This window comes from Roseateles sp. GW821-FHT09B06, assembly GCF_059418245.1.
In genome coordinates, this window is the sequence record NZ_JBWKPM010000047.1 from 1 (window position 1) to 26,098 (window position 26,098).

The window sequence follows — 26,098 nt, forward strand, 5'->3', positions numbered from 1 at the left end:
TCGGCTGCGTTCATCGATCCTCCGGCATGAAGTTGAGAGGATCGCATTATCTACTTTATGACACAGTAAGACTAACAAAACATCCCAACGGCCGAGCGCAGATGAGCGCATATCCCAGTGATCTAGACTGCTGGGCCTGTTCGTCTGCGTGGCGTTCCTGTTCCGGCCAGAGCGCATATCCCAGTGATCTAGACTACGTACATGAGGTGGGCCGCGTTCTTCTTCGTTCCGGCCAGAGCGCATATCCCAGTGATCTAGACTCAGGCAGATCACGCACGCCTACCCCGACGAGTTCCGGCCAGAGCGCATATCCCAGTGATCTAGACTGCTGCAGCGCACCGTGTGCGTGACGGCCGAGTTCCGGCCAGAGCGCATATCCCAGTGATCTAGACTGCACGCCGGCATCGGCGAACCACTCGACGAGTTCCGGCCAGAGCGCATATCCCAGTGATCTAGACTCTGCTCGATCTGCGGGCGTGAGCTGACCAAGTTCCGGCCAGAGCGCATATCCCAGTGATCTAGACTGTGACGTCTGCATGGTCGTCAAGCAGTACGGTTCCGGCCAGAGCGCATATCCCAGTGATCTAGACTTACTCGCGGCGCATCACGCGAGTGCCAATAGTTCCGGCCAGAGCGCATATCCCAGTGATCTAGACTCGGCCACCCCATCAGCCACTCGACCCACGTGTTCCGGCCAGAGCGCATATCCCAGTGATCTAGACTTCGTCTGCATTGCGCAGCAGCGGCGCATCCGTTCCGGCCAGAGCGCATATCCCAGTGATCTAGACTGTCAAGCAGGCCGTAGACAGCCTCACGGCCGTTCCGGCCAGAGCGCATATCCCAGTGATCTAGACTCAACGACGCCGTGACCATCCAGCCCGCCCAGTTCCGGCCAGAGCGCATATCCCAGTGATCTAGACTCTCCTGTCAGGCAATAGAGCTGCCGTCAAAGTTCCGGCCAGAGCGCATATCCCAGTGATCTAGACTGTCGCCGAAATCCTGGAGATGCAGGGCGCGGTTCCGGCCAGAGCGCATATCCCAGTGATCTAGACTGGTGGCGGAACCTTCCTCTCCCGAGGATCGGTTCCGGCCAGAGCGCATATCCCAGTGATCTAGACTGCGATCACTGGCAACAAGAACGCGCCGCCAGGTTCCGGCCAGAGCGCATATCCCAGTGATCTAGACTGCGTCAGGCTGTGCGTGTCGTGCACCTTCTGTTCCGGCCAGAGCGCATATCCCAGTGATCTAGACTTCGGAGCGGCAGAAGTAGCCGCCGGCGCCGGTTCCGGCCAGAGCGCATATCCCAGTGATCTAGACTTACGAGTCGGGCCAGGTCGCCATCACCTCCGTTCCGGCCAGAGCGCATATCCCAGTGATCTAGACTAGATCGGCAGCAACCCCTTGATTCGTCAAGGGGTTTTTGCTTTCTTGGGCCGGGAAAACAAGGCACATGGCTAAAACAGATCGAACTGGTCGGGCGTTTTGTTGGGCGGAAGCTTGGCTTGGCCCTGAAAGCTGATGATGCGTTCGTACTGCTTGTCGGTGAACTGCAGGATATTCACCTTGCCGCCGCTGGGCAAGGCGGTTTCGACTCTTCTGCAATAGGTCTCGACCTGGGTGCCGCTGGTGCAAAAGCGCATGTAGACGCTGAACTGGCTCATCTCGAAGCCCATGTCCAGCAGGGCCTTGCGGAACTCCGTGGCGGCGCGGCGTTCGGACTTCTCGACCACCGGCAGATCGAACATCACCACCATCCACATCAGTCGATATCCGGTGAGCATCGATGTCGTGGCCTTTTCATCCTCATCATCGTTGACATCCGATCTCACTCGTCCTGCAGGGCCGCGGCCAACGCGAGCGGCAGGCCCGGCAGCGGTAGGTCGAGTTTCTCGCGCTCGCCCAGATAGACCTGGGCCAGCGAGACGGCGAGTTTCTGCGCGCACACTATCACCGGCGTGGCACCGGCGGCGGTCTGCATATCGTCGTAGAGCGTGCGCACCAGCGCGCGCTTGGCCTCGGGCGTCACCAGTTCCTCGCCATTGCGTTTGAGCTGCCAGACCTTCAGGTCAATGACGGGTCGGAACGGCTCCATCAGGTCGTCAACCAGCCGCATTGCGTTGTTGTCGTGGCTGTGGTGCAGGCCGATGCTCGGATGCAGGCCCGCGGCGATGACCGCGCGTGCGGTGGTGGCCCGCAGCACCGTGTAGCCATAGTTGAGCAGGGCGTTGAGCCCGCCACCATCCTGGTCACGCCGGAAGCCGTCGCCGAACAGCAGGCCCCAGTAGCGCCGCGCGCCCTGGGCCTCCAGATTCTCCGGATCGCCGCTGCGCACCTTTGCGGCCAGCGCCGTCAGCGGCGCGGTCGGCGCGCCGGCCGCTTCCAATGCGGCCGCCTGCTGCTCCAGCTTGGAGCGCACGATGGCGGCCCACATGCGCTTGTGCGTCGGCAGGCTGGCGGCGATCTGCGCCTCGATGCGCTTGGCCTGCTCGAAGTTACCCTCGATCGGCAGCAGCATGCCCACCGCATTGTGGTTGGCTGCGCACAGCACGAAGGGTGCGCCGCGTTCGGTCAGCGCCACCAGCAGATTGTTGGTGTAGCTCAGGCCATGGGCGTTGGCGATCACGGCGGCGATGTCGTCGAGCGGGATCTGCCCCAGTTCCTTGCGCTGTCCCTCGGTGTCCTGCACCACCATGAAGCCCCGGTTCATGGACAGGTGGCGCCGGTCATCGGCCACCTCGACGATGCGGCCGATCATGCGGGCTACTCCTTGAAGCCAGGGTCGCGGAGCTCGCCGATAGGCGAGACGGTGACGCGCCGGCCGCGCGCCTTCTGCAGACTGCCCGCCGTGAAGGAGCCGTAAATCAGGGTCGGATCCTTCTCATCCTCCCGCTGTCGAACATTGCCTTCGTTGGCCTGAGCCACGAAGATGCCGCCGTTGGCCTTGATCTTCTTGATGACCAGCAAGCGGATCGCATCCTTGAAATGGGCCCGCAGATAGTCGCCGATGATGAGCCGCATCACCAGCGGCCTGCCGCTCAGGCTCTGGCGAGGATCGCGCAATCGTGCCACTCCATGCTTGCGAGCGGCTTGATAGGCATCGAAGGTGGAGACGATTTCCCAGCCCCACTTGCCCTTTTCGCTATCGCCGCGAACGATTTCGATGCAATAGTTGCTGTCGCCCTTGTAGCCCTTGTAGGGCCTGGGGCTGCCGTCGGGCAGTTGGCCATGCCGGTGCAGCGCCTTGGCGCTGGAGAATTCGATGACTTTGAGCGCCCCTTCTTCGCGCGTACGAACGCCATCCACCATCTTGTGAACTGCGACGCGACCGGCGCCCAGCAGCGCGTAGGCCGTATCGTTGTGCATGGCACCCTCGTGGCCATGATCAGGCTTGTGGCTCACATGCACGGGGATCGTATGCTGGTCGCCAATGGCCCGGCGGACCTGCTCGCGATAGGTTGGCCATGGGTCGGGCATGTTCTCGACCAGGCGGTCCAGTTGCTGCCTGCGTGCATCCGCACTGGCGTTGGCGAAGCGCTGCAGCAAACCCTGGTCGGTAACGCCGATCACGCAGGCATCGACCGCATGATGTCGGTGGTCATTGCGATTTTTCTCGCCGTTCAGGCCGAGTATGCCGTTGAGCCCGAAGTTCTTGCGCAGCATGGCGGTCATCTGCCCAGGGATGACGCGAGTACCTTGTGGGCAGATCAGGCTCATGTATTCCCGGGCCACGCGACTCATGTAGCGCGTATCGTTCAGCGCACGCGCGAGAAAACCTTTGCCGTCTTGGTCCTCGCCCTTCAGCCATTGCTGGTAGCCGTCTTCGCCAAAGCGATAGCGCTTACTCTTGTTCGGCATTCGTTCCGCGCGTAGCTGGATGTCAGCGTAGTCCCAGCCTTGTGCCGCGAAGTCGGTGCGTGCCTCCCACGGCGTGCGATTGCCCTTGATGCGATTGGCTTGACGCATGGCCAGGGTCTTGTTGTTCAGGCTGTCGTCCAGCGTTCGGGAGAACGGCAGGATGTGCTCGACCTCGACCTGTTCGCGTAACACCATTTCCGCACTGATCTGCACGCCGCTGTAGGGGCAGCGGCGGTCCGCGATGTCGGCGCTCAATTCTTCCCAGAGGATCAGGCGCTCGATGTCCGCGTGCCGCACACGTTCCGGCGCGCATTGCAGCAGGCCCACCGCCTGCTCCCTCAGGCGTTCGTTACGGCGCTGATTCTTGGCCTGGCGCTCGCTCTGCTCCTTGCGTTCTTCCTGGTTCTGCTTGAGTTCGCGCGCCACTTCCACAACCACTTCGCTGGGATGACCGTAACGCTGTATCAATGCATTGACGACCCGGCGAACCTGGTTCAGTCCAATGTGCACCGTCGGATTGGCAATCCGACCAAAGCGCTTTTCTGGCAAATCGCCCGGTCTCGCCTTGGGGTCGGCGAAGCCCACATGGCGCTGCAGGAACTCACCGTAGTAGGGCAGTTCATGGAAAACGTGGAACAGCTTGACCTCACCGGTGCTGGAGTCTGTCTGCTCCAGCTTGAAGCTGCGACCCGCAACCTCCGCGTTGTCGCTCAGGCGGCTGTGGTGAAAACCCGCCGCCTTGGCTGCATCGGCAAAGGAGACAACGGCCTTGCGCAACTCAGGCAGGATAAGGCTCAGGGCCTTGGCGCTGAGGCTGCCGTAGCCCGGCGGCAATGTCACCTTGGCAATTCGCTCGGCCCTCGGCTCGTCTACCCCCGTCTCAACCTGCAGCCACGACACCAGCGCTTCCTCACTTTCCTCCTGCATCAACTGCATGACGATGGCGTCTTGCTTGGCTTCATCGAATGTGTGCCAGGCCTCGCCGAACAAGTCCTTCTTGCGCAGGATCAGGCTGGTTGTGTTGCCCTTCAATTCGGTGCGCTTAGCGTCGGCCAGGTTGAAGCGCACGGAGCCAGGCAGGCCTAGCAAGTCAGGTATCGCAGTCTTGAAGGACTTGTTCCCGCGCTCCAGGGCAGCTACCAACGTGTCGCGTTGCTCCCTGCTCAGCTCGATGTCCTTCAGATGCTCGCCGAGGATGCGCAGATTGCTGACCTCCTGATAAATGCGAAAGCGCTGCTGACTGGGCAGGGCCAGCGGCGCCCGCTCCTCGTCGGGGATCAGCGTGCAGCGGCCGGGACGCACCGGCCTCAGCGGACGCTGGTGCGTCAGGCGCCAATGCAGTTCCTGCCGTGCCGCCGCGGTGAACACACCGGGGTTGAGCTCCGCCTGCTTGACCCACAGGGCCTCGAACTCGGCCAGGATCATGGCCCGGTCGATGTACAGGTCATAGCTCTTGTCGATACGACTCTTGCCGTCATCTCGGGTGATGCGCTCCTGACGGTAGCGCGCCCGCACGGTGCGATCCTCCGGGCGTTTGCTCAGGTCCGTCATGCGGCGATACAGCAGTTCGCCTACCGTGCGCGCCTTGCCGTCCGCGCCGCCGGGGTCGATTGCGGCGCGCAGGCTGCTGATAGCGGTCTTCAGCGCGCCGCTGTCGCTGTCCGATTTGTCGGTCTTGCGGTTGCTTAGGAAGCCACGGCGCTGGTTGATGTGGAACAGGGCGCGTGCGAACTCCGCGGGCGTGAGCGCCTGGTCGAGCCCCTTGGCGCGCAGCACGTAGGGGTTGAGCCGCTCCAGCGCTTTGCGTGCGGCCTCGTCGGCAGGAAAGAAACCGAGTGATTGGAGGGACTGCAGCATGCGCGCCTTGCGCTTGAGCAGCCTGTCGCGGCGTCGGCGCATCGCGCGGGCCGCGCGGCGTGTCACCGCCAGCGACGAGCCGTCTTTCGGGTTGCGGCCGTCCGAGAAGATGCGTACGCCTGCCTTGATGACGGCCACGGGCCTGTCTTTGTCGTCCAATCGCAATAGGGCCCAGCCGAGCGACGTCGAACCCAGATCAAGTGCCAGACGGTACTTCATGTGATGCCTCCTCCCTGGAGTGCTTTGCTTTACGCCAATTTGATGCGAGCCAATGACAAGGCTGGATACAGGTTTACTCGTATCCAGTCTCGCCTCATCGCCTTCTGTGGGTTTGATTGCTGGTCAAAGCGCTGCTCCTTTCCTTTGGTGCTGCGAAGCAAAATTCGTGTCTGGTCAGACGGGGTGATAGGAAGATCACCATGCGTTGCGGATGGTGGTGCTTCTATGAGGGGTAAATTAATGTATGCTTTGGTTTGCATGGATGCAAGCTCTACCAAGCTGTGCTTCTATGGTTCCGGCTAGAGCGCCAGGCTTGTTGACTTGTCCGTCGATGGTTTACCATCGGCGCGCAAGATCACTGGGATATGCGCTCTGAACGCTAACAAGCTGAAAGATGCACCAAATGGAAGGCCGCTATATGCGGCCTTCGTCTTTTGGGGCGCGGCACCCATATCAGCTCGCCGCCGACTCCAGCCGGGCGCGCCAGGCCTCGGCCAATTGCAGGGGCCGGGCATGGCCGGTGGCCTGCAGCAGCGCGCGCGCGGCCTCCAGCGCGGCGTCGGCATGGGCCAGGGCGCCGGCCAGACCCTGCTGGCTGGCCGCCAGCTCGGCGCCGAAACGCCGCGCCAGCGCCTGCTCGGGCTCGGCATGGCCGGCCAGCACCGCACCGGCCCAGGCGGCCGCGCCGCCCAGCGGCAGCGCGCGCTCGGCGCCGCTTGGCGGCTGGCCCAGCGCCGCACATTCCAGTTCGCAGGTGCGGGTGATGGCGTCGGCTACCTGCTGCAGCACGCGCATGTCGCGGCAATGCAGCAGCAGCTTGAAGGAGCCGCTGGTCAGGTAGTCGCCGGCCAGCACATTGCCGGCCGTGCCCAGCAGCGCCGTGCTGGCAGCCTCGGGATCGTCCACCCTGGCATGCAGGCGCTGCAAGCCGATATGCACCAGATCCAGCGCCGCGCCCACATGCAGGCAGGCATCGCCGTCGTCCAGGCTGCAGGCGATCAGCGTGTGCATGGGTTCCTGCTGGGCCGACAGCAGCGCGCCCAGTGCCAGCTGCACCGGCGCGGCCTGGCAGGGCAGGGAGGCCTGCACGGCGTCGCGCAGGCGGGCATGGATGGAGTCCGGAAAGCTGGTGCTCATGCGGCCATTGTCCCCGAAGGCGGTGACACCGTCTCGGCGGCCTTGCATGGGAGCCCCGCCAGCCCGGCCGCCGGGCCAGGCGACAGGGCAAGACCTGGCACCCGGGGCGGCCCGCGCTGCGCCAGCTAGCGCGTGAGGTCGCCGCTGGCCTCGGGCTGGTAGAGCAGCGCGGTGATGTGCAGCTCGCCCGTGCCGCCGCCGGGCCTCCGCCATTCGGCCCGGCTGCCGACGGCGCGGCCCAGCAGGCTCAGGCCCACCGGCGACAGCACCGAGATGCGGCCGGCGTCGGCCAGGGCCTCGGCCGGATAGCACAGCGTCAGCCGGCGCGAGCGGCCGGTGGCCGGGTCGCTGAGCTCCAGCTCGGAGTTCATCGAGACGATGTCGGCCGGCAGGCGCGGCGAGGGCAGCAGCTCGGCGCCGTCCAGCAGGGCCTGCAGCGAGGCATGGTCCCGGGCCAGGCGGCGCAGGCGTTGATGGTCGAGTTCGGTGAGCAGGCGCTCGCCGAAGGTGGGCGTCGTGGTGGACATGAGGGCAACACTCCTGTCGAGGATGCGCGGACTCTGGGCCCGGCGATCGAAGGGAAGTTGCGCGGTGGGAAGGGTGAGAGGGGGATCGCCGGGCTCAGGAATGTGCGACCGCGCGCGGCCGGCGCACCGCCATCGGGGCGGCCGCCGGGGAGCGGATCTGCTGCCGGACCGGGTGGTGTTGCATCGGTCGGATTGTGCCTCAGCGCCGCCCGAACATCATCTGCCGCGCCAGCGCCCGCTTGAGCGGCGGCAGGGCCTGCAGCGCCGCCAGCCCCAGGCCGCGCACGGCTGGCAGGCCCGGCCAGCGCCAGGCGAAGCTGCGCGCCAGGAAGTCGGTGGCGGCGATCATGCTCCAGCGGTCGGGCGCGCGCTGCCATTCGACGCCGCGCAGCGCCCGGTCCAGATCGGGCTCGCGCTTGAGCGCCTCGACCAGCGCGTAGGCATCGCGCAGGCCCAGGTTCAGGCCCTGGCCCGCCACCGGGTGCAGGGTCTGGGCGGCGTTGCCGATGCGCACCGTCCTGCCATCGACCAGGCTGCGCTCGGCGTTCAGGCCCAGCGGGAAGCATTTCAGCGGCGAAATGCCCTGCAGCCGCCCCACGCGCGCCGGCAGCAGGGTCCGGATCACGGCCAGGCGCTGTGCATCGCTGAGGGTGGCGACCTCGTCCTCGTCCTGGGGCATGCACCAGACCAGCGCCGCGCGGCGCGCGCCATGCAGCGGCGGCAGCGGCAGCAGGGCCAGCGGGCCGTTGCGCGTGAAGCGCTCGTAGGCCACGCCGGGCGGGCTGTCGGGGGCCAGGGTCAGCGTGCCGACCCAGGCGTTCTGCCGGTAATCATGCGTCAGCGCCTTGCGGGCCTGTTCGGCGAACACGCCGCCCTCGGCCACCACGGCCAGGTCGAAGGTCTCGGCGATGCCGGCATCCACCTCGACGCCGGCGTCCACCCGCTTCAGCCCCGCCACCGGCTGGCCGAAGCGGCTGGCGAGGCGCTGCGGCGCGCGCGCGGCCTCGGCCAGCCAGGCGGCCTGCAGCGGCGCCACCAGCTGACCATAGCTGAGCACGGCGCCAAGCTGGGCCACGCCCTGCTCGGCCGCGCTGATGCTGACCACCGGCTCGCCGGCCGGCCCGAACAGCGGATGGTTCAGCGTCGGCGGGGCCTGGCTGACATGGACCTCGGCGATGGCCTGGGCCGCCGCGGCGTTCCAGGCCGAGAGACGCCGCAGCAGCTGGACGCTGCCCAGGCTCAGGGCCAAAGTGCGCGGGTCGGCCGAGACATCGCGCTCCAGCGGCCGTGCGTCGAACAGGGCGATCTGGGCCTGGGGCAGGCCGCGCGCCGCCAGCAGGGCCAGGGCCAGGCCGGCCGGGCCGGCGCCGACGACGGCCAGGCGCAGCGGCCGCCGGGCCACGGACAGGGTATCGAGGGACATGGCGGCACTATAGCGGCCGCCCATGTCGACGGCGCCGCTCGTCAGGCGGCGACCAGCCGGCGCTGCGCGGCACCCGGCAGCACCTTCAGGCTCTTGGCCAGCGTGGCCGTGAAGTCGCGGCTGGCGATGCCGCTGACGAAGATCCAGTCGCTGCGGCATTCGGCGGACGTGGCGGTGAGCACCATATAGCCGCGCTTCGAGGTGTCGCAGTATTGCAGCGGGCCGATCAGCTGGGTCAGCGCGGCGGCCAGCGCCTGCGGGTTCTCGTTCGGCAGATAGTCCTCGAAGCCCGGCGAGGTGACCGAGGAGGTGGCGAACTCCACGCCGATCGGGTTGCCGGCCATGTCCTGCAGATCGCTGGCCCAGGCGTTGTGGGTGTCGCCGGCCAGCACGACCAGGTTCTTGTCGAGCTGGCGCGCGCTGGCCAGCAGGGTCTCGCGCGCCACCGTGTAGCCGTCCCAGGCATCCAGGTTGTAGGGAATCGAGGGCTGGGCCAGCACGGCCTGCTCCTGCGGGGTCAGGCCGGCCGGATTGCTCTGCGCCTTGGCGACGATCGCGGCATAGGCCGAGACCGTGACGCCCGTGCCCGGCGCATTGGCCTCGAACAGGATGGGCGCGGGAATGTTCATGCGGCCCATCAGCACCTGCTGGCCCAGCAGCTGCCAGGTGGCGCCGGAGCCGGCGAGCTGCTGCTGCAGCCATTGGCTCTGCGTGGCGCCCAGCAACTGGCGCTCGCTGCGCGCCATGTCGGCGCTGAAGGCGGTCGCATTGAAGCCGCCGGCGCCCAGGTAGTTGGCGTAGTCGAGCTGCTGGTCTCGGCCGATCACGCGGGTGTCCAGCATATGCAGGGCCAGCAGATTGCCGAAGGCGAAGCTGCGGTAGATCTGCTGCGGGTCGGCGCCCGTGCGGATCGGCATCCATTCGTGGAAGGCCTGGAGCGCGGCGGCCTTGCGCGCGGCGAACTCGCCCTCGGTGGCGGGGCTGTGGTTCTGGGCGCCGTTCTTCCAGGTGTCGTTGGCGATCTCGTGGTCGTCCCAGACGGCGATCATCGGCAGCGCGGCATGCAGGGCCTGCAGGTCGGCGTCGCCGCGGTACTGGGCGTAGCGGCGCCGGTAGTCGGCCAGGGCCACGGTCTCCTGGGCGGGGTCGACCACGCGGCCCAGCGCCTGCGCATTGCCGCTGGCATAGCCGCCGGGGCCGTACTCGTAGATGTAGTCGCCCAGGTGCAGGGCCACGTCGATGCTCTCGGCCTCGGCGCGGCGGGCCAGGTCGGCATAGACATTGAAGTAGCCGGTCGGATAGTTGGAGCAGGACAGCACGGCCAGCTTGACCTGGCCGACATTGGCGCCCGGCAGGGTCTTGGCGCGGCCCGCCGGCGAGGCCTGGCCATAGGCGATGAAGCGGTACCAGTAGCGCTGGCCGGGCTGCAGGCCGGTGGCATCGACCTTGACGCAGAAGTCGCTGGCGGCGCTGGCGCGGGCCTCGCCGCCGGCCACGATGCCGGCGAAGTTGGCGTCGCCCGAAACCTCCCAGCGCAGCGGGATGTCGCGCAGGTCGGTGGCGTCCTCGGCCACCACCCGGGTCCAGAGGATCACGCGGTCGGCCAGCGGGTCGCCGCTGGCCACGCCCTGTGCAAAGCGCACCGGCACATCGTCGTCGTCGCCGCCGCAGCCGGGCAGGCCCACCAGGGCCCCGGCCGCCAGGGCCAGGCTGCCGCGCACGAAATCGCGCCGGCTGGGTTCGCGGGGCTGCAGCAGATTGTGCTTGGGCTGGGTCATGGTCGGGTCTCGTGCGGGAGTGGCGAAAGCCGCGCATTGTTGGCAAGCGCCGTGACAGCGCGACGACACGGCCCCGGCCGCCTGCAGGATCGGCGCCGCTGCGCTACGCTCGCGCCTTCCTAAGGAGGAACCCGTTCCATGCAATACCGTCGTCTGGGCCGCAGCGGCCTGCAAGTTTCCGAGCTGTCCCTGGGCTCCTGGGTCACCTATCACAACCAGGTGGACACGAAGTCCGCCGTCGAGATGCTGGCCGCGGCCTTCGATGCCGGCGTCAACTTCTTCGACAACGCCGAGGTCTATGCCCTGGGCGAGAGCGAAGTGGTGATGGGCAATGCCTTCAAGCAGCTGGGCTGGGCGCGGCATCGCTACGTGGTGTCGACCAAGTTCTTCTGGGGTCTCCACCGCGAAGGCCTGACGGTCAACTTCCAGAACACGCTGAACCGCAAGTACCTGATGCAGGCCATCGACGGTTCGCTGAAGCGCCTGCAGCTGGACTTCGTCGACCTGATCTACTGCCACCGTCCCGATCCGCTGACGCCGATCGAGGAAACCGTCTGGGCGATGAGCGACATCATCAGCCAGGGCAAGGCGCTGTATTGGGGCACCAGCGAATGGAGCGCCGACGAGATCCGCGCCGCGCATGCCATCGCCGAGCGCCACCACCTGCACAAGCCGGTGATGGAGCAGCCGCAGTACCACCTGTTCCATCGCAGCCGCGTCGAGAACGAGTACGCGCGCCTGTACGAGGAGATCGGCCTGGGCCTGACCACCTGGAGCCCGCTGGCCTCGGGTCTGCTGACCGGCAAGTACAAGGCCGGTATCCCGACGGGCAGCCGCGGATCGCTGGAGAGCATGAGCTGGATGCGCGAGCAGCTGCAGGATCCGGCCCGCAACAAGGCGGTGGGCGAGCTGGAGCAGATCGCCGCCGAGCTGGGCGGCAATGTGGCCCAGCTGGCGATCGCCTGGGCGAACAAGAATCCGCGCGTCTCCACCGTGATCCTGGGCGCCAGCAAGCTGAGCCAGCTGCAGGACAACCTGGGTGCGCTGGCGCTGACCCCGCGGCTGACACCCGAGCTGCTGGAGCGCATCGACGCGATCGCCAAGCCGCTGGCAAAGTAAGGTGTAACGGATACGGCGGGCCGGACGCGATCGTAACAAGCGCTTACCCCGGCCGCCGAGGCGCGCTCAACAATTTGTGTTCCCTGGGTAAACAAAAGGTGAACAAGATGACAAAGAAGTTGGGTTTGGTGTTGACGGCGGCGGCGGCGCTGGCCCTGGCGGCCTGCGGCGGTGGGGGCGGGAGCGATCCGGAACCGGGCTCCGGCATCCTGCGCGCCGCGATCACGGACGCGCCGTCCTGCGGCTATGACGCGGTGCATGTGACCGTGCAGCGCTTGCGCGTGCATGCCAGCGCCACCGCGGGCGACAGCGATGGCGGCTGGTCCGAGCTGGTGCTGTCGCCGGCCAGGCGTCTGGATCTGCTGACCTTGAGCAACGGCGTGCTGGAGGAACTGGGCCAGCTGCCGCTGCCGGCCGGCCGCTACACCCAGCTGCGCCTGGTGCTGGCGCCCAACGACGCCGGCAGCCCGCTGGCCAACGCCGTCACGCCCAGCGGCGGCGCCAGCACCGCGCTGGAGACGCCCAGCGGCCAGCAGAGCGGCATCAAGCTGAACGCCAATATCGACGTCGAGACCGGCAAGGTGGCCGACGTGGTGCTGGACTTCGATGCCTGCAAGTCGGTGGTGCCGCGCGGCAACTCCGGACGCTACAACCTGAAACCGGTGGTGAGCGTGCTGCCGCGCCTGTCGGATGCCGGCGCCCGCGTGGTCGGCTATGTGGAGGCCAGCCTGGCCAACAGCGCCACCCGCGTGTCGGTGCAGCAGGCCGGCGTGCCGATCAAGAGCACCTGGCCCGATGCCAACGGCCGCTTCGTGCTGTATCCGCTGCCCGCCGGCAACTACGACCTGGTGCTGGGCGCCAGCGGCCGCGTCAACGCGGTGATGACCGGCGTGCCGGTCGTCGCCACCACGCCGACCGAGGTCAACAGCGCGGCGCTGCCGATCAGCCTGCCGGCTTCGGCCGAGCGCGACGTCACCGGCACGCTGACCCCGGCCAGCGCGACCCTGCGCGCCCTGCAGACCCTGGGCACGACGACGGTGGAGGTGGCCTGGGCCCCGGTGCTGGCCGATACCGGCGCGTTCGCGCTGCGCCTGCCGATCGCGGCGCCGCTGAAGCTGGCCTATGTGCCGAATCCGATCGCGCTGAACTTCGTGCCCGACAATCTGGCGGCCGCCAAGTACAAGCTCGAGGCCAGCTCGGGCGGCGTGCTCAAGACGGTGGACGTGGATGTCAGCGCGCCGGTGGCGCCGATCATCATCGGCTTCTGAGCGACCGTCGAGTCTCAGTCGCCGCGGTTGAGCGCCTCCAGGCGCTCGACCGTGCCGACATCGTGCCACTCGCCGGGATAGAGCTCGGCCGTGACGGCCCCACGGGCGATGCCCTGGTCCATGAAATGGCGGATGCGCAGCTTCTCGCCGGCCTGGGCGCTGGCGAACAGCGCGGCACGGAACAGGCCGATGCAGGTCCAGGTCCAGCGCGGCTCGCCCGCGTTGGACGCCAGGCCCTCGGGCGTGATCGCGAAGTCGCCACGCGGATGGTGGGGGCGGTTGGCCACCAGCCACAGATGGGCCAGCCGCGAGCCCGCGGCGAAGCGCGCGGCCTGCGCGGCATCGAAGCGGTAGTCCGGCAGGAAGACATCGGCGGAGACGACCCAGAAGCTGTCGTCGCCGTCGGCCGTCAGCAGCGGCAGGGCCTTGGCGATGCCGCCGCCGGTCTCCAGCGCCTCCTGCTCCGGCGAGTAGTGCAGGCGCACGCCGAAGGCGCTGCCGTCGCCCAGGGTCCGGGGAAACTGCTCGCCCAGCCAGGCGGTGTTGATCACGATGTCGCGCACCCCGGCCGCGGCCAGGGCCTCGATATGCCAGGCGATCAGCGGCTTGCCCCGCACGGCCAGCAGGGGCTTGGGGGTATGGTCGGTGAGCGGCCGCATGCGCTCGCCGCGCCCGGCCGCGAGGATGATGGCTCGCATGGGCGCGCAGTGTAGCGAGGGGGCGGATCCTAGGTCGGGCCGGCGGCCGGCACCCAGACCTTGAAGCGCGTGCCGACGCCGGGCTCGGACTCCAGATCGATATGCCCGCCGTGCTTCTGCACGATCGAGAACGACAACGACAGGCCCAGGCCCGTGCCCTGGCCCACCGGCTTGGTGGTGAAGAAGGGCTCGAAGATGCGGCGCTGCACCTCGGGCGGCATGCCGCAGCCGCTGTCGGCCACCTCGATCCAGACCCAGTCCCGGCCCTCTCGCGTGGCGCAGCCGCTGCTCAGGGCGATCACGCCGCGTCCGCTGATCGCATGGGCGGCGTTGACGATCAGGTTCATGAACACCTGGTTGAGCTGGCCGGCCAGGCAGCGCACCGGCGGCAGCGTGCCGTACTGGCGTCGCACCTCGGCCTTGTACTTGACCTCGTTCATCACGACATTGAGCGTCGATTCGAGGCCGGCGTTGAGGTCGGCCTCCTGCCAGTCGGCTTGGTCGACGCGCGAGAAGTCCTTCAGGTCCTGGACGATCTTCTTGACGCGGCCCAGACCCTCCTCGCTTTCCTTCAGCAGCAGGGGCAGGTCCTCGGCGATGTAGTCCAGATCGGCGGCCTGCTTGAGCGCGGCCAGCTCGGCATCGTCGGCCGGTACGCCGGTCTGCTCGCGCCGCGCATAGGCCTGCAGCAGTGTCAGCATCGCCTCGACATAGCGGCGCAGCGAACCGAGGTTGGAGTTGACGAAGCCCACGGGATTGTTGATCTCGTGCGCGACGCCGGCCGCCAGCTGGCCGATCGAGGCCATTTTCTCGGACTGCAGCAGCTGGTTCTGCGCCTCCTCGAGGCGCGCGTTGGTCTGCTTGATGCGCTCGTAGTTGAGCTCCAGCTCGCGCTGCACGCGCCGCACCTCGGTGCGGTCCTGCAGCAGCCACCAGGTGCTGGCCGTCGGCTCATGCGGGTTGGCCACATAGGCGATCAGCTGCACCCACAGCCGGTTGCCCTTGGCCGTGCACAGCGCCATCTCGTGCATCAACGAACGGCCCTGCGACAGCACCGGGTAGGCGATGCGCCCCAGCTCGTCCGCGTCCTCGGGGCTGCAGAAGAAGCTGCGCGTCGGCCGGCCGACGGCGCTGGCGCCGTCCAGTTCGAACATCTGCGCGAAGGTCTTGTTGCTGCGCGTGATCCGCTGGTTGGCCGTCGCGACGATGCCCACCGACGCGTTTTCCAGAAAGGCCTCCAGATCATGGTGGGTCGTCAGCAGCTCGGCCGTGCGGTCGGTCACCATCTGTTCGAGGTCGTTGCGGTGGCGCTTCAGCTCCTCCTCGGCATTGCGGCGCGCACTGACGTCCTGCAGCGTCTCGATCGCGCCGACCACGCGGCCCTCGATGTCCAGCAGCGGCGCGGCGGTGAAGAACAGCCAGCAGCCGTGGGGGCCGAAGTGTGGGAAGAAGTCCTCCACCTCGTAGGCCCGTTCGGCCACCGGCGAGCGGCGCAGCTTGGCGCCGTAGCGGTGTTCGACCTCGGCCTCGTCGCAGCCGTCCACGATCAGGTCGGCCAGCAGCGGGCGGCGCTCGGGGTAGAAGGCGCGCCAGGCCTCGGTGCTGCCCAGCATCTCGTAGGGCTCGATGCCGGTCAGCCGCGAGCAGGCCTCGTTCCAGTGGGTGACGCGATGCTGGGCGTCGATCACCAGGGTGGGCACCGGGTCGTTCTCGACGATCTGGTGCATCACCCGCCCCACCTCCAGCAGACTGTGCTGCACATGGTGCATATCGCTGTAGTCCTGGCAGGTGGTCAGCACCAGGATCCGGCCCTGCTCGTGCAGTGCGCGGGCGCTGATCTCCAGCGCGCGGCTGCTGCCGCTGGCGGTCTGGACCTGCAGCTCCAGCACCGGCAGCTCGGCCGAGCCCTGCAGGCAGCGCAGGCCGTAGTCGCGCAGCGCCGCGCGCGCGTCCGGGCCGGCCCAGGCGTCGAAGTCCAGCGCCTGCAGCTCATCCAGCGTGTAGCCCAGCAGGCGCTGCATGGCCGGGTTGGCCAGCAGGATGGCGCCGCCGCCATGCACGAGGGCGGGCGCGCTGACGGCGTCCAGCACCCGGCCGCACAGGGCCAGCCAGGCCGGCGGGTCCGGCCGCAGCGGCTGCGGCTGCGTAGGAATCGGCCGGCTGCTCATCGCGAGGGCAGCGGGCCGTCGTCCATGATGACCGAGCCGTCGCTGTCCCAGCGCACCCGGGTGAGGCCGGGCTCCAGCCCCTCCAGCCGGCGCCGCTCCAGCTCCTGGGCGCTGAGCTCGCCGCGCTGCTGCCGCATCGCGTCGGCCAGTTCGTCGGTCTCCTGCCGTCGCGCGCGCTGCTCCAGCAGCTCGCGCAGCGCGGCGAGCAGCTCGGCGTCGACCCAGGGCTTGGCGATGAAACGCGCGATATGGGCCTGGTTGATCGCGTCCAGCAGCGCCTGCTGGTCGGCCTGGCCCGACAGGATGATGCGCACGCAGTCCGGCTGCAGCGCGCGCAGCCGGGTCAGCAGGGCGACGCCGTCCAGCCCGGGCATGCGGTAGTCCGAGAGCGCCAGCGCGAACGCACATTCGCCGGCGCGCGCCAGCGCCGCCAGCGGATCGGTATGGAGCTCCAGCTCCCATTGCTGGCCCTGCTCGCGCTGGCCCAGGCGCAGACTGCGCTGCAGCGCGCTGAGGACATGGGGTTCGTCGTCAACGAGCAGGATGCGCGGTTTCATGATGGGCGGGCTCCGGTGGCGTGGCGAGGGTGGGCCGGCGCACATGCAGGCTCAGCTTGAAGCCCGCGCGCTCGATGAACTCGTGGATCTGCCGCACCCTCTGGGCGTCGAAGCAGAAGCCGGTCGCCAGCAGCAGGGTGCCCTGCGGGCTCAGCAGGTTGCGCGCCAGCACCATGCCCGGGCGCAGCTCGGCGGCCGGGATCAGGACGTCATCGTCCTCGTCCGGCGGCGCCTCGGCCAGCACCTGCTGGAAGGCCAGCACGACGGCCGGCTCGTAGCGCAGGCCGGCACCGTTGGCGATCACGGCGGCGGCCTCGGCGCTGCTCGGCCGCTTCTGGGCCAGGCGGCCGGAGAGCAGGCCGTGGAAATGGGCGGCCAGGCCCAGGGCCTGGGCCGCCAGCGGCAGCTCGGCGCCGCCCAGCCCGTCGGGATGGCCGCGGCCGTCGGTGCGCTCGTCCTGCCAGCGCACGAGGCGCGCGGCGCGTTGCAGCCGCGGCAGGGCCAGCAGGGCGGCCTCGGCATTCAGGCTGTGCTGGCGGTAGCGTGCCAGCTCTTCGCCGTTCATCAGCGAGACCGGTTTGCGCAACAGGGCGTCGGGCAGGCCGATCTTGCCGATCTCGTGCAGCAGGCCGGCGCTGAAAACGTCCAGGCAGACGCTCGAGTCCTGACCCAGGCGCTCGGCGATGCGGCGCGCCAGCAGCGCCACCCGGCGCGAATGGCCGGCGCTGCCGCCCTCGCGCAGCTCCAGCAGGCCGCCGAACACGTCGAGCGAGAGCAGGAACTGCTGCTCCAGCTCGGCATAGGTCTGCTCCAGAAAGCTGTTGACCTGGGCGATCTCCTGGGTGCGCGCCAGCACGCGGCGCTCCAGCGAGCTGTTGGCGGCCTGCAGCTGCTCGTTCTGTTCGGTGGTGAGCTGCTGCAGCCGCCGGTTCTCGCGCGCCAGGCGGCGCCGCTCCAGGCCCTCGCGCACGACCAGCAGCAGGTCCTGGTCCTCCCAGGGCTTGGCGATGTAGCGGTGGATCTCGCCGCGGTTGATGGCGGCGATGGTGGCGCTGATGTCGGCATAGCCGGTCAGCAGGATGCGCACCAGCTCGGGCCAGCGCTGGCGCACCTGTTCGAGGAACTGCGCGCCGTCCATCGCGGGCATGCGCATGTCCGACACCACCAGGTCCACGGCTTCCGTCTCGAGCAGGGCCAAGCCGGCGGCGGCGTTTTCGGCCAGCAACACCCGATAGCCCTCGGGCCGGAACAGGCGCCGCAGCGCGCTGAGGATCGAGGACTCGTCGTCCACGAACAAGATCGTGGCCTGCTCTGACGCGGTTACGGTCATGCCGTCTCCCTGCCGCTGTCGAATGAGGATGGCCGCAGTCTATGCCAGGGCCGCGCGCTCTCAAATACCCCCCCGCGCCGGCGGGTGCCGCCGGGCCGGGCGGCGCGGCTCAGGCGGTGGGGGGCATGCCCAGGCCCAGCGGCGCCGGTGTCAGACGCAGGATGCGCTGAAACAGATCCTGATACATCTCCTCCGGTGCGTGGCCGGTCAGCGGGTCGCGGTTGGCGGCGAAGGCGGCGTCGAGCTCGATCCAGTCCGCGGGACCCAGCACGCGCTGTGCCAGCGGCAGGACCTCGCGTTCCTCCAGGGCCATGTGCCGCAGATAGGCGTCGACATAGCGCTGCGCGGCGCTCTCGAAGGCCTCGCGGCGCGGCGCCCCGAGCAGCTCGTAGGCCAGCAAGGCATGCTGCAGCGCGCGCACGGCGCGCTCGCCGCGTTCGTGCTCGGCGTCCAGCTGGTCGAGCAGTTCGCGGGCCTGCGGCGCCAGCGCCCGCAGCCGCGCGAACAGCAGCTCGCTTTCCTTGGGGTGGTGCAGGCGCTCGGGGAACTCGTCCACATAGAACAGCATCGCGCGCAGCGCGTCGAAATCGGGCCGCGGCCGGCGCGCCATCAGGAGCAGCGTGTGCAGCATCGCGGCCAGCGCACCATGCTCGGCACGGATGATCTGAAGGGTCTTGGGCTCCATGGGCGTGCTCCTGCGACTGCTGCAGGCTCAAGCCTGAGGCCGGCCGCCCGCCAGGGCCTTGCTCCAGGTCAAGCCGGGGTGGATCCGGCACCCAAGTAAAATCCCGGGTTTTCCCACCCGCAACTCCTGCCCTCGACCATGGCCGACACCGCTGCTGCAAGCAAACCCACCCTGATGGCCAATGCCATCCGCGCATTGGCGATGGACGCCGTGCAGCAGGCCAATTCCGGCCATCCCGGAGCGCCGATGGGCATGGCCGACATCGCCGTCGCGCTGTGGGGCCGCCACCTGCGCCACAACCCGGCCAACCCGCACTGGGCCGACCGCGACCGCTTCGTGCTGAGCAACGGCCATGGCTCGATGCTGATCTATGCGCTGCTGCACCTGACGGGCTACGAGCTGCCGATGGCCGAGCTGAAGGCCTTCCGCCAGCTGCACAGCAAGACCCCGGGCCATCCCGAGGTGGGCATCACCCCCGGCGTCGAGACCACCACCGGCCCGCTGGGCCAGGGCATCACCAATGCGGTGGGCCTGGCGCTGGCCGAGAAGATGCTGGCCAAGGAGTTCAACCGCGAGCAGCACCGGGTCGTCGACCACCACACCTACGCCTTCCTGGGCGACGGCTGCCTGATGGAGGGCATCAGCCACGAGGCCTGCGCGCTGGCCGGCGCCTGGAAGCTGAACAAGCTGATCGCGATCTACGACGACAACGGCATCTCGATCGACGGCCAGGTCGAGCCCTGGTTCATCGACGACACGGCCAAGCGCTTCGGGGCCTATGGCTGGAACGTGGTGGGCCCGGTGGACGGCCATGATGTCGACGCGGTGGACGCCGCCATCGCCCGGGCCAAGCAGAGCAGCGACAAGCCCTCGCTGGTGATCGCCAAGACCCATATCGGCAAGGGCTCGCCGAACCGCGCCAACACCGCCAAGGCCCATGGCGAGCCGCTCGGCCCGGAGGAGATCATGCTGACCCGCGATGCGCTGGGCTGGGTGCACGAGCCCTTCCACCTGCCGGCCGAGGTCTACGCCGCCTGGGACGCCAAGGACGCCGGCGCCAAGCTGGAGAGCGACTGGGACGCGCGCTTCGACGCCTATGCCGAGGCCCATCCCGAGCTGGCCGCCGAGTTCCAGCGCCGCATGGCCGGCGTGCTGCCGGAGAACTTCGCGCAGGTGGCGGTGGACGCGGTCGTCAAGGCCCATGGCGAGGCCCAGACCGTGGCCAGCCGCAAGGCCAGCCAGCTGGCGCTGGAGCATTTCACCGCCGCGCTGCCCGAGCTGCTGGGCGGCAGCGCCGACCTGACCGGCTCGAACCTGACCAACACCAAGAGCACGCCGGCCTTCCGCCTGGAAGCCGACGGCGGCGCCAACGGCGGCCGCCACATCAACTACGGCGTGCGCGAGTTCGGCATGGCCGCGATCATGAACGGCCTCGCCCTGCATGGCGGCTACATCCCCTACGGCGGCACCTTCCTGACCTTCAGCGACTACAGCCGCAACGCGATCCGCATGGCCGCGCTGATGAAGCAGCGCGTCATCCATGTGTTCACGCACGACTCGATCGGCCTGGGCGAGGACGGCCCGACCCACCAGTCGATCGAGCATGTCTCCAGCCTGCGCCTGATCCCCGGCCTGGACGTCTGGCGACCGGCCGACACGACCGAGACGGTCGTCGCCTGGACCATGGCGATCGGCAACGCCCAGCGCCCCAGCGTGCTGGCGCTGTCGCGCCAGAACCTGGCCTATGCCGCGAAGACCGCGGTGGACGAGATCGCCAAGGGCGGCTACGTGCTGAGCGAGCCCGCCGCCGTGGGTCTGAAGAAGAAAAAGCCCCAGGCCGTGATCATCGCCACCGGCTCCGAGGTGCAACTGGCCCTGGCCGCGCAGCAGCAGCTGGCCGTGGCCGGCATCGCGGTGCGCGTCGTGTCGATGCCCTCGACCAGCGTGTTCGACCGCCAGGATGCCAAGTACAAGGCCGGCGTGCTGCCCGAGGGCCTGCCGCGCGTGGCCGTCGAGGCCGGCGTCACCGATTTCTGGTGGAAGTACCGCTGCGCCGCCGTCGTCGGCATCGACAGCTATGGCGAGTCGGCCCCGGCCGGCGTGCTGTTCAAGCATTTCGGCTTCACGGCGGAGAACGTGGCCGACACGGTCAAGGTGGCGCTGGGCGTGGCCCGGCTGAAGGCCCCCAAGAAGAAGTGATGTGACGAAGGGGTGCGCGAGCGCCCCTTCTTTCCTTGGTTTTTGTTTTTTCTCAGGAGACTGACGTGACGATCAAGATCGGTATCAACGGCTTCGGCCGCATCGGCCGCATGGTGTTCCGCGCCGCCATCGCCAACTTCAAGGAAATCGAAGTGGTGGGCATCAACGACCTGCTGGAGCCCGACTACCTGGCCTATATGCTCAAGCACGACTCGGTGCACGGCAGGTTCGACGGCGAGGTCGCGGTCGACGGCAACACCCTGATCGTCAACGGCAAGCGCATCCGCCTGTCGGCCGTGAAGGATCCGGCCGAGCTGAAGTGGGGCGAGGTCGGCGCCGACATCGTGATCGAGGCGACCGGCCTGTTCCTGGACAAGGCCGGCGGCGAGAAGCATCTGGCCGCCGGTGCCAAGAAGGTGATCTTCTCGGCCCCGTCGAAGGACGACACGCCGATGTTCGTCTACGGCGTCAACGACAAGACCTACGCCGGCCAGGCCATCATCTCGAACGCCAGCTGCACCACCAACTGCCTGGCCCCGCTGGCCAAGGTGCTGAACGACAAGTGGGGCATCAAGCGCGGCCTGATGACCACGGTGCATGCCGCCACCGCCACCCAGAAGACCGTCGACGGTCCGTCCAACAAGGACTGGCGCGGCGGCCGCGGCATCCTGGAGAACATCATCCCCAGCAGCACCGGCGCCGCCAAGGCCGTCGGCGTGGTGATCCCCGAGCTGAACAAGAAGCTGACCGGCATGAGCTTCCGCGTGCCGACCAGCGACGTGTCGGTGGTCGACCTGACCGTCGAGCTGAACAGCGAAGCCACGTACAAGGACATCTGCGCCGAGTTCAAGGCGCAGTCGGAAGGCGCGCTGAAGGGCGTGCTGGGCTATACGGAAGAGAAGGTGGTCGCCACCGACTTCCGCGGCGACGCCCGCACCTCGATCTTCGACGCCGACGCCGGCATCGCGCTGGACGGCACCTTCGTCAAGCTGGTGGCCTGGTACGACAACGAGTGGGGCTACTCCAACAAGGTGCTGGAGATGGTGCGCGTCGTCGCCAAGTAAGCGCGGCAGCGCAATCCTGAAGGGGCCCGCCGGGCCCTTTTTCTTTGTGTCGGCGCTGACATGCCGCAGCAATGAGGCGGTAACCGGGTGCTTCCTAGACTGCCGGACCTTTGTTCGCCCCGTCGTCGAGGATCCGATGCCCTTGCTGTCCCGCGCTCTGTTGCCTTTTCTTCTTCTGGCCCTGCCGGCGCTCGGCGATGCCGCTGCCGCAGCGCGCCGCGATCCCGAGCAGGACAGCAGCAGCAGCGTGGCCCGGGTCATCGTCAAGTACCGCAGCGGCGAAAGTGGTGGCGGTAGCGGCCCGCAGCGTGCCCTGCGGATGGCCGGGCGCCTGGGCGCCGGCCTCGCGCTCAGCGACGGGCGCGCCCTCGGCGCACGCGCCCAGGTGCTGCACGGCAGCGGGCTCAGCTCGCGCGCGCTGGCCGAGCGCCTGGCGGCGGACGCCGAGGTGGAATGGGCCGTGGTTGACGGCCGCCGCTATGCGCTGGCCGCCCCCAACGATCCGCTCTATGGCGACAAGCAGACGAGCGCCACGCCGGTGGCCGGCCAGTGGTACCTGCGCGCCAACAGCGCAGCCATCCGCTCGGCCATCGACGTCGAGAGCGCCTGGGCGCTGAGCCAGGGCAGCCCGTCCATCGTCGTCGCGGTGCTGGACACCGGCGTGCGCGGGAGCCACCCCGATCTGGCCGCCAAGCTGCTGGCCGGCTACGACTTCGTCAGCGACAGCGCGGTGGCCAACGATGGCGGCGGGCGCGATGCCGACCCCTCGGATCCCGGCGACTGGATCAGCAGCGCCGAGGACGCCGCCGGCGGCTTCAAGGGCTGCGGCGCCGGCAACAGCAGCTGGCATGGCACGCGCACCGCCAGCCTGATCGGTGCGGCCACCAACGACGGCGTCGGCATGGCAGGCGTGGCGCCGCTGGCGCTGCTGCTGCCGCTGCGGGTGCTGGGCAAATGCGGCGGCTACGACTCCGACATCATCGCGGCGATGCGCTGGGCCGGCGGGCTCGTGCTCGCCGGCATGCCGGCCAATCCCAATCCGGCCCGCGTGATCAACCTCAGCCTCGGCGCCTCGGGCAGCTGCAGCGCGGCCTACCAGGAGGCCATTGCCGAGCTGAGCGCCGCCAAGGTGGTGGTGGTGGCCGCGGCGGGCAACGAGGGCCTGGCCGTCGGCGTGCCGGCCAACTGCAGCGGCGTGATCGCGGTGGGCGGCCTGCGCCACAGCGGGACCAAGGTGGGCTATGCCAATCTGGGCCCCGAGGTGGCGCTCAGCGCGCCGGCCGGCAACTGCGTCAACAGCACGGGCAGCTGCCTCTATCCGCTGATCACCGCCACCGACAGCGGCAGCACCGTGCCGCTCGCGTCGAGCTACAGCGACGGCGGCAGCTACAGCGTGGGCACCAGCTTCTCCGCCCCGCTGGTGGCGGGCACCGTCGCGCTGATGCTGGCCGTGAACCCCGGACTCACGCCGGGCGAGGTGGCCAGCCTGCTGAAGGCCTCGGCGCGCGCCTTCCCGAGCAGCGGCGCCGATGCGGGCGTGGCCGCCTGCCGCGCCCCCAGCGCCACGGCCCAGACCGGCGAGTGCTACTGCAGCAGCAGCACCTGCGGCGCCGGCATGCTGGACGCCGGTGCGGCCGTCGCCGCCGCGCAGGCCGCCCTGCCCACCGCGGTGGTGAGCAGCCCGCCCGCCATCGTGCTGGCCGGCGAGACCCTGACGCTGGACGGCAGCGGTTCGACCGCACCCGCCGGGCGCAGCATCGCCGGCTATCTGTGGGAGATCGGCAGCGGCGCCGGCTCGGCCAGTTTCTCCAGCGCGGCGAATCTCGCGCGCGTCAGCCTGCTGGCCCGGGCCGAGGGCATGGTCAGCGTGCGCCTGACCGTCACCGACAGCGCCGGCGCCACGGCCAGCACCAGCCAGAGCTTTGCCGTCGCGGCCGGCCTGCCCACGGCCAGCTTCGTCGTCAGCGGCACGCCGCAGGCCGGCGCCAGCCTGCAACTGGACGGCTCGGCCTCGGCCGCCCGGGGCTCGGCCGGCATCGTGGCCTATCTGTGGGAGATCACGGCCGGCAACACGCTGGCCGGCTTCGCCGGCTCGGCCACCGCCTCCAGCGCGACGCTGAACCTGAACGCCGCCGGCAGCCTGACCCTGCGCCTGACCGTGACCGACAGCCTGGGCTACAGCGCCAGCAGCAGCCAGACCCTGAGCATCGCCGCGGCCGCGGCCGGCAGCGGCGCGACGACCTCCGGCGGCAGCGACACCGGCAGCAGCGGCGGAGGTGGCGGCGGCGCCACAGGGCCGGCCTGGATCCTGGCCCTGTTGCTGGCGGGCCTGGGACTACGCCGGGCCGGGCGCGCAAGACGGGGCAGGCGCGGCACCCAGATGTAAGGGCATGCAAAGCGCGCGGGTTTCGCGCCGCTTTCTCGCCCTTTGAGCGCGCTGCGACCCCCTACACTGGCCGCAGTTCCGGTGGAGCCGCCCGTCATGAAATCTCAGCGTCCTGTCGTCATTCCTCTGACCCTGCTGGCTGCGGCCCTGGCGCAGGGCCTCCCGGCCCTGGCCCAGACGCCGGTGGCCGAGGAGGCGCGCGTGATCGTGCGCTTCAAGGCCCAGGCCCAGAGCGTGCGCGCCCGGCCCCTGGCCCTGCGCGCCCGGGCCGCCGAGGCCGCCGACGTGGCCCAGACCCGCGCTCATGCCCTGGGCCTGCGTGCCGGCCGCAGCCTGCGGGCGCGCCTGAGCCTGGACGAGCGCACCCATGTGATGACCGCCAGCGGCCTGAGCTCGGCCGCGCTGGCCCAGCGCCTGGCGCAGGACGGCGAGGTGGAGCTGGTGGCCGTGGATCGGCGCCGCCGCCATTACACCGAACCCAACGACCCGTACTACGCGGTCGGCCCGTCGAATACCCCGGCCGCGGGCCAGTGGTACCTGAAGGCGCCGGCCGGCGAGCTGGTGTCCAGCATCAACGCGCCCGCGGCCTGGGACCTGACGACCGGCAGCGCCGCCATCGTCGTGGCCGTGCTGGACACGGGCATCCGCAAGGATCACCCCGAGCTGGCTTCCCAGATCGTCGGCGGCTACGACCTGGTGGCCTACTCCAGCAGCAGCGCCACCGCGCTGGCCACCGCCAACGACGGCAACCGTGCCGACGACGATGCCTCCGACCCCGGCGACTGGGTCACCCAGGCCGACGTCGATGCCGGCACCCTGGGCAGCGGCTGTACCAGCGACGACGTCGGCAACAGCAGCTGGCATGGCACCCGCGTGGCCGGCCTGGTCGCGGCCAGCAGCAACGACGGCCGCGGCATCGCCGGCGTGGCCTGGGGCAGCAAGATCCTGCCGGTGCGCGTGCTGGGCAAATGCGGCGGCTACGACTCCGACATCATGGCCGGCATGCGCTGGGCCGCGGGCATCGCGGTGCCGGGCCTGCCCGGCAATCCCAACCCGGCCCGGGTGCTGAACCTCAGCCTGGGCGGCAGCGGCAGCTGTACCGGCGGCGGCACGGCCGCGCTGTACCGCGAAACCGTGGCCGAGGTGACGGCCGCCAACACGGTGATCGTGGCCGCGGCCGGCAATACCGAGGGCCTGGCGGTCGGCCTGCCGGGCAGTTGCGCGGGCGTGATCACGGTGGCCGGCCTGCGCCACATCGGCTCCAAGGTGGGCTTCTCCAGCCTCGGCCCCGAGGTCACCCTGGCTGCGCCGGGCGGCAACTGCGTCAACATCGATGCCAACGGCAATCCCACCGGCCCCTGCCTCTATCCCATCCTGAGCACCAGCAACAGCGGGGCCCAGGGCCCGGTGTTGAACGACGAACGCTACGCCAGCGGCGTCGGCACCAGCTTCTCCACACCCCTGGTGGCCGGCACCGTGGCCCTGATGCTGGCACGCCAGCCCGGCCTGACGCCCGGCCAGGTCGCGAGCCTGCTGCGCAGCACCGCGCGACCCTTCGTCAGCAGCGGCGCCACGGCGGGGATCCCGCAATGCCAGGCGCCCACCAGCACGGCGCAGGACGAGTGCTACTGCACCACCAGCACCTGCGGCGCGGGCATGCTGGACGCGGCCGCCGCGGTGGCCGCCGCGACGCCGACCCCCACGCCTGCGCCCACCCCCGCACCGACCCCCGCCCCCACGCCGACCCCCGCCAGCGACGGTGGTGGCGGAGGCGGCGGTGCGACCAGCGCCTGGTGGCTGCTGGGCCTGGCCGCGGCCGGGGCGGCGC

General features: G+C 69.1%; 18 protein-coding genes and 1 CRISPR repeat array. Of the genes, 6 read left to right on the forward strand and 12 right to left on the reverse strand.

All coding sequences use genetic code 11. From position 1 onward, the window contains the following. Positions 1 to 159 precede the first annotated feature (159 nt). A CRISPR array of direct repeats spans positions 160 to 1,384; the repeat unit is 36 nt; unit sequence GTTCCGGCCAGAGCGCATATCCCAGTGATCTAGACT. A gap of 70 nt (positions 1,385 to 1,454) precedes the next feature. From cas2 to AC07OQ_RS23870, 7 genes are all read right to left on the reverse strand, one after another. Beyond that, a complete protein-coding gene (cas2, locus tag AC07OQ_RS23840; RefSeq protein WP_495055635.1) occupies positions 1,455 to 1,781 on the reverse strand; it encodes a CRISPR-associated endonuclease Cas2 in 327 nt (108 codons plus the stop codon). Positions 1,782 to 1,825: 44 nt separating this feature from the next. Further along, positions 1,826 to 2,755 (reverse strand): type II CRISPR-associated endonuclease Cas1, encoded by a 930-nt coding sequence (gene cas1, locus AC07OQ_RS23845; protein WP_495055636.1) that lies wholly within the window; start codon positions 2,753 to 2,755, stop codon positions 1,826 to 1,828. 5 nt (positions 2,756 to 2,760) lie between these two features. Then, positions 2,761 to 5,931: a type II CRISPR RNA-guided endonuclease Cas9 gene (cas9, locus tag AC07OQ_RS23850; protein ID WP_495055637.1), complete on the reverse strand. Its 3,171-nt coding sequence runs from the start codon at positions 5,929 to 5,931 to the stop codon at positions 2,761 to 2,763. Between the two features lie 453 nt (positions 5,932 to 6,384). Then, a complete protein-coding gene (locus tag AC07OQ_RS23855; RefSeq protein WP_495055638.1) occupies positions 6,385 to 7,068 on the reverse strand; it encodes a hypothetical protein in 684 nt (227 codons plus the stop codon). Positions 7,069 to 7,193: 125 nt separating this feature from the next. Beyond that, a complete protein-coding gene (locus AC07OQ_RS23860) occupies positions 7,194 to 7,595 on the reverse strand; it encodes a GreA/GreB family elongation factor (RefSeq protein WP_495055639.1) in 402 nt (133 codons plus the stop codon). A 199-nt stretch (positions 7,596 to 7,794) separates the two neighbouring features. After that, positions 7,795 to 9,018: an FAD-dependent monooxygenase gene (locus tag AC07OQ_RS23865; protein ID WP_495055640.1), complete on the reverse strand. Its 1,224-nt coding sequence runs from the start codon at positions 9,016 to 9,018 to the stop codon at positions 7,795 to 7,797. A 41-nt stretch (positions 9,019 to 9,059) separates the two neighbouring features. Further along, positions 9,060 to 10,796, reverse strand: coding sequence for an alkaline phosphatase D family protein (locus tag AC07OQ_RS23870; RefSeq protein WP_495055641.1), 1,737 nt, complete (start codon positions 10,794 to 10,796; stop codon positions 9,060 to 9,062). Positions 10,797 to 10,934: 138 nt separating this feature from the next. On the opposite strand from AC07OQ_RS23870, the gene AC07OQ_RS23875 reads away from it, so the two are divergent. Together AC07OQ_RS23875 and AC07OQ_RS23880 are read left to right on the forward strand one after the other, a co-directional pair. Then, positions 10,935 to 11,915 (forward strand): potassium channel beta subunit family protein, encoded by a 981-nt coding sequence (locus AC07OQ_RS23875; RefSeq protein ID WP_495055642.1) that lies wholly within the window; start codon positions 10,935 to 10,937, stop codon positions 11,913 to 11,915. A 107-nt stretch (positions 11,916 to 12,022) separates the two neighbouring features. Further along, positions 12,023 to 13,183 carry a DUF4382 domain-containing protein gene (locus AC07OQ_RS23880; protein ID WP_495055643.1) on the forward strand — a complete coding sequence of 387 codons (1,161 nt, stop codon included), beginning with the start codon at positions 12,023 to 12,025 and terminating at the stop codon, positions 13,181 to 13,183. A gap of 14 nt (positions 13,184 to 13,197) precedes the next feature. Here AC07OQ_RS23880 and murU read toward each other — a convergent pair whose 3' ends face one another. The 5 genes from murU to AC07OQ_RS23905 all read right to left on the reverse strand — a co-directional run bounded on the left by murU (position 13,198) and on the right by AC07OQ_RS23905 (position 18,621). Continuing rightward, entirely contained in the window at positions 13,198 to 13,881 is a 684-nt protein-coding gene (gene murU, locus AC07OQ_RS23885; protein ID WP_495055644.1) for an N-acetylmuramate alpha-1-phosphate uridylyltransferase MurU, read from the reverse strand. A gap of 29 nt (positions 13,882 to 13,910) precedes the next feature. Continuing rightward, positions 13,911 to 16,049 carry a PAS domain S-box protein gene (locus AC07OQ_RS23890; protein ID WP_495055645.1) on the reverse strand — a complete coding sequence of 713 codons (2,139 nt, stop codon included), beginning with the start codon at positions 16,047 to 16,049 and terminating at the stop codon, positions 13,911 to 13,913. Further along, a complete protein-coding gene (locus tag AC07OQ_RS23895) occupies positions 16,046 to 16,606 on the reverse strand; it encodes a response regulator (protein WP_495055646.1) in 561 nt (186 codons plus the stop codon). Before AC07OQ_RS23895 ends, AC07OQ_RS23890 begins: the two co-directional genes overlap by 4 nt. Next, positions 16,581 to 17,936: a response regulator c-di-GMP phosphodiesterase, NosR family gene (gene nosR / locus AC07OQ_RS23900; protein WP_495055647.1), complete on the reverse strand. Its 1,356-nt coding sequence runs from the start codon at positions 17,934 to 17,936 to the stop codon at positions 16,581 to 16,583. The genes AC07OQ_RS23895 and nosR overlap by 26 nt, the downstream gene beginning before the upstream one ends. Before the next feature lie 109 nt (positions 17,937 to 18,045). Next, complete coding sequence (locus AC07OQ_RS23905) at positions 18,046 to 18,621, reverse strand: hemerythrin domain-containing protein (RefSeq protein ID WP_495055648.1); 576 nt, start codon at positions 18,619 to 18,621, stop codon at positions 18,046 to 18,048. Positions 18,622 to 18,759: 138 nt separating this feature from the next. Here AC07OQ_RS23905 and tkt point away from each other — a divergent pair, with 138 nt between their 5' ends. The 4 genes from tkt to AC07OQ_RS23925 all read left to right on the forward strand — a co-directional run. Continuing rightward, positions 18,760 to 20,820 (forward strand): transketolase, encoded by a 2,061-nt coding sequence (gene tkt, locus AC07OQ_RS23910; RefSeq protein ID WP_495055649.1) that lies wholly within the window; start codon positions 18,760 to 18,762, stop codon positions 20,818 to 20,820. Positions 20,821 to 20,885: 65 nt separating this feature from the next. Continuing rightward, on the forward strand, positions 20,886 to 21,884 hold the full coding sequence (gene gap / locus AC07OQ_RS23915) for a type I glyceraldehyde-3-phosphate dehydrogenase (protein WP_495055650.1): 999 nt from the start codon (positions 20,886 to 20,888) through the stop codon (positions 21,882 to 21,884). A gap of 142 nt (positions 21,885 to 22,026) precedes the next feature. Further along, positions 22,027 to 24,270, forward strand: a complete 2,244-nt coding sequence (locus AC07OQ_RS23920; RefSeq protein ID WP_495055651.1) for a S8 family peptidase — start codon at positions 22,027 to 22,029, stop codon at positions 24,268 to 24,270. A 96-nt stretch (positions 24,271 to 24,366) separates the two neighbouring features. Next, positions 24,367 to 26,098 (forward strand): S8 family peptidase (locus AC07OQ_RS23925; protein WP_495055652.1); only part of this gene is annotated, 1,732 nt, incomplete at its 3' end.

Coding starts and splice junctions, on each gene's coding strand:
- murU (WP_495055644.1), bottom strand. CDS start 13,881: ATGCGAGCCATCATCCTCGCGGCCGGGCGCGGCGAGCGCATGCGGCCG.
- AC07OQ_RS23905 (WP_495055648.1), bottom strand. CDS start 18,621: ATGGAGCCCAAGACCCTTCAGATCATCCGTGCCGAGCATGGTGCGCTG.
- AC07OQ_RS23890 (WP_495055645.1), bottom strand. CDS start 16,049: ATGAGCAGCCGGCCGATTCCTACGCAGCCGCAGCCGCTGCGGCCGGAC.
- cas2 (WP_495055635.1), bottom strand. CDS start 1,781: ATGCTCACCGGATATCGACTGATGTGGATGGTGGTGATGTTCGATCTG.
- cas1 (WP_495055636.1), bottom strand. CDS start 2,755: ATGATCGGCCGCATCGTCGAGGTGGCCGATGACCGGCGCCACCTGTCC.
- tkt (WP_495055649.1), top strand. CDS start 18,760: ATGGCCGACACCGCTGCTGCAAGCAAACCCACCCTGATGGCCAATGCC.
- cas9 (WP_495055637.1), bottom strand. CDS start 5,931: ATGAAGTACCGTCTGGCACTTGATCTGGGTTCGACGTCGCTCGGCTGG.
- nosR (WP_495055647.1), bottom strand. CDS start 17,936: ATGACCGTAACCGCGTCAGAGCAGGCCACGATCTTGTTCGTGGACGAC.
- AC07OQ_RS23870 (WP_495055641.1), bottom strand. CDS start 10,796: ATGACCCAGCCCAAGCACAATCTGCTGCAGCCCCGCGAACCCAGCCGG.
- AC07OQ_RS23865 (WP_495055640.1), bottom strand. CDS start 9,018: ATGTCCCTCGATACCCTGTCCGTGGCCCGGCGGCCGCTGCGCCTGGCC.
- AC07OQ_RS23860 (WP_495055639.1), bottom strand. CDS start 7,595: ATGTCCACCACGACGCCCACCTTCGGCGAGCGCCTGCTCACCGAACTC.
- AC07OQ_RS23855 (WP_495055638.1), bottom strand. CDS start 7,068: ATGAGCACCAGCTTTCCGGACTCCATCCATGCCCGCCTGCGCGACGCC.
- AC07OQ_RS23895 (WP_495055646.1), bottom strand. CDS start 16,606: ATGAAACCGCGCATCCTGCTCGTTGACGACGAACCCCATGTCCTCAGC.
- AC07OQ_RS23880 (WP_495055643.1), top strand. CDS start 12,023: ATGACAAAGAAGTTGGGTTTGGTGTTGACGGCGGCGGCGGCGCTGGCC.
- AC07OQ_RS23875 (WP_495055642.1), top strand. CDS start 10,935: ATGCAATACCGTCGTCTGGGCCGCAGCGGCCTGCAAGTTTCCGAGCTG.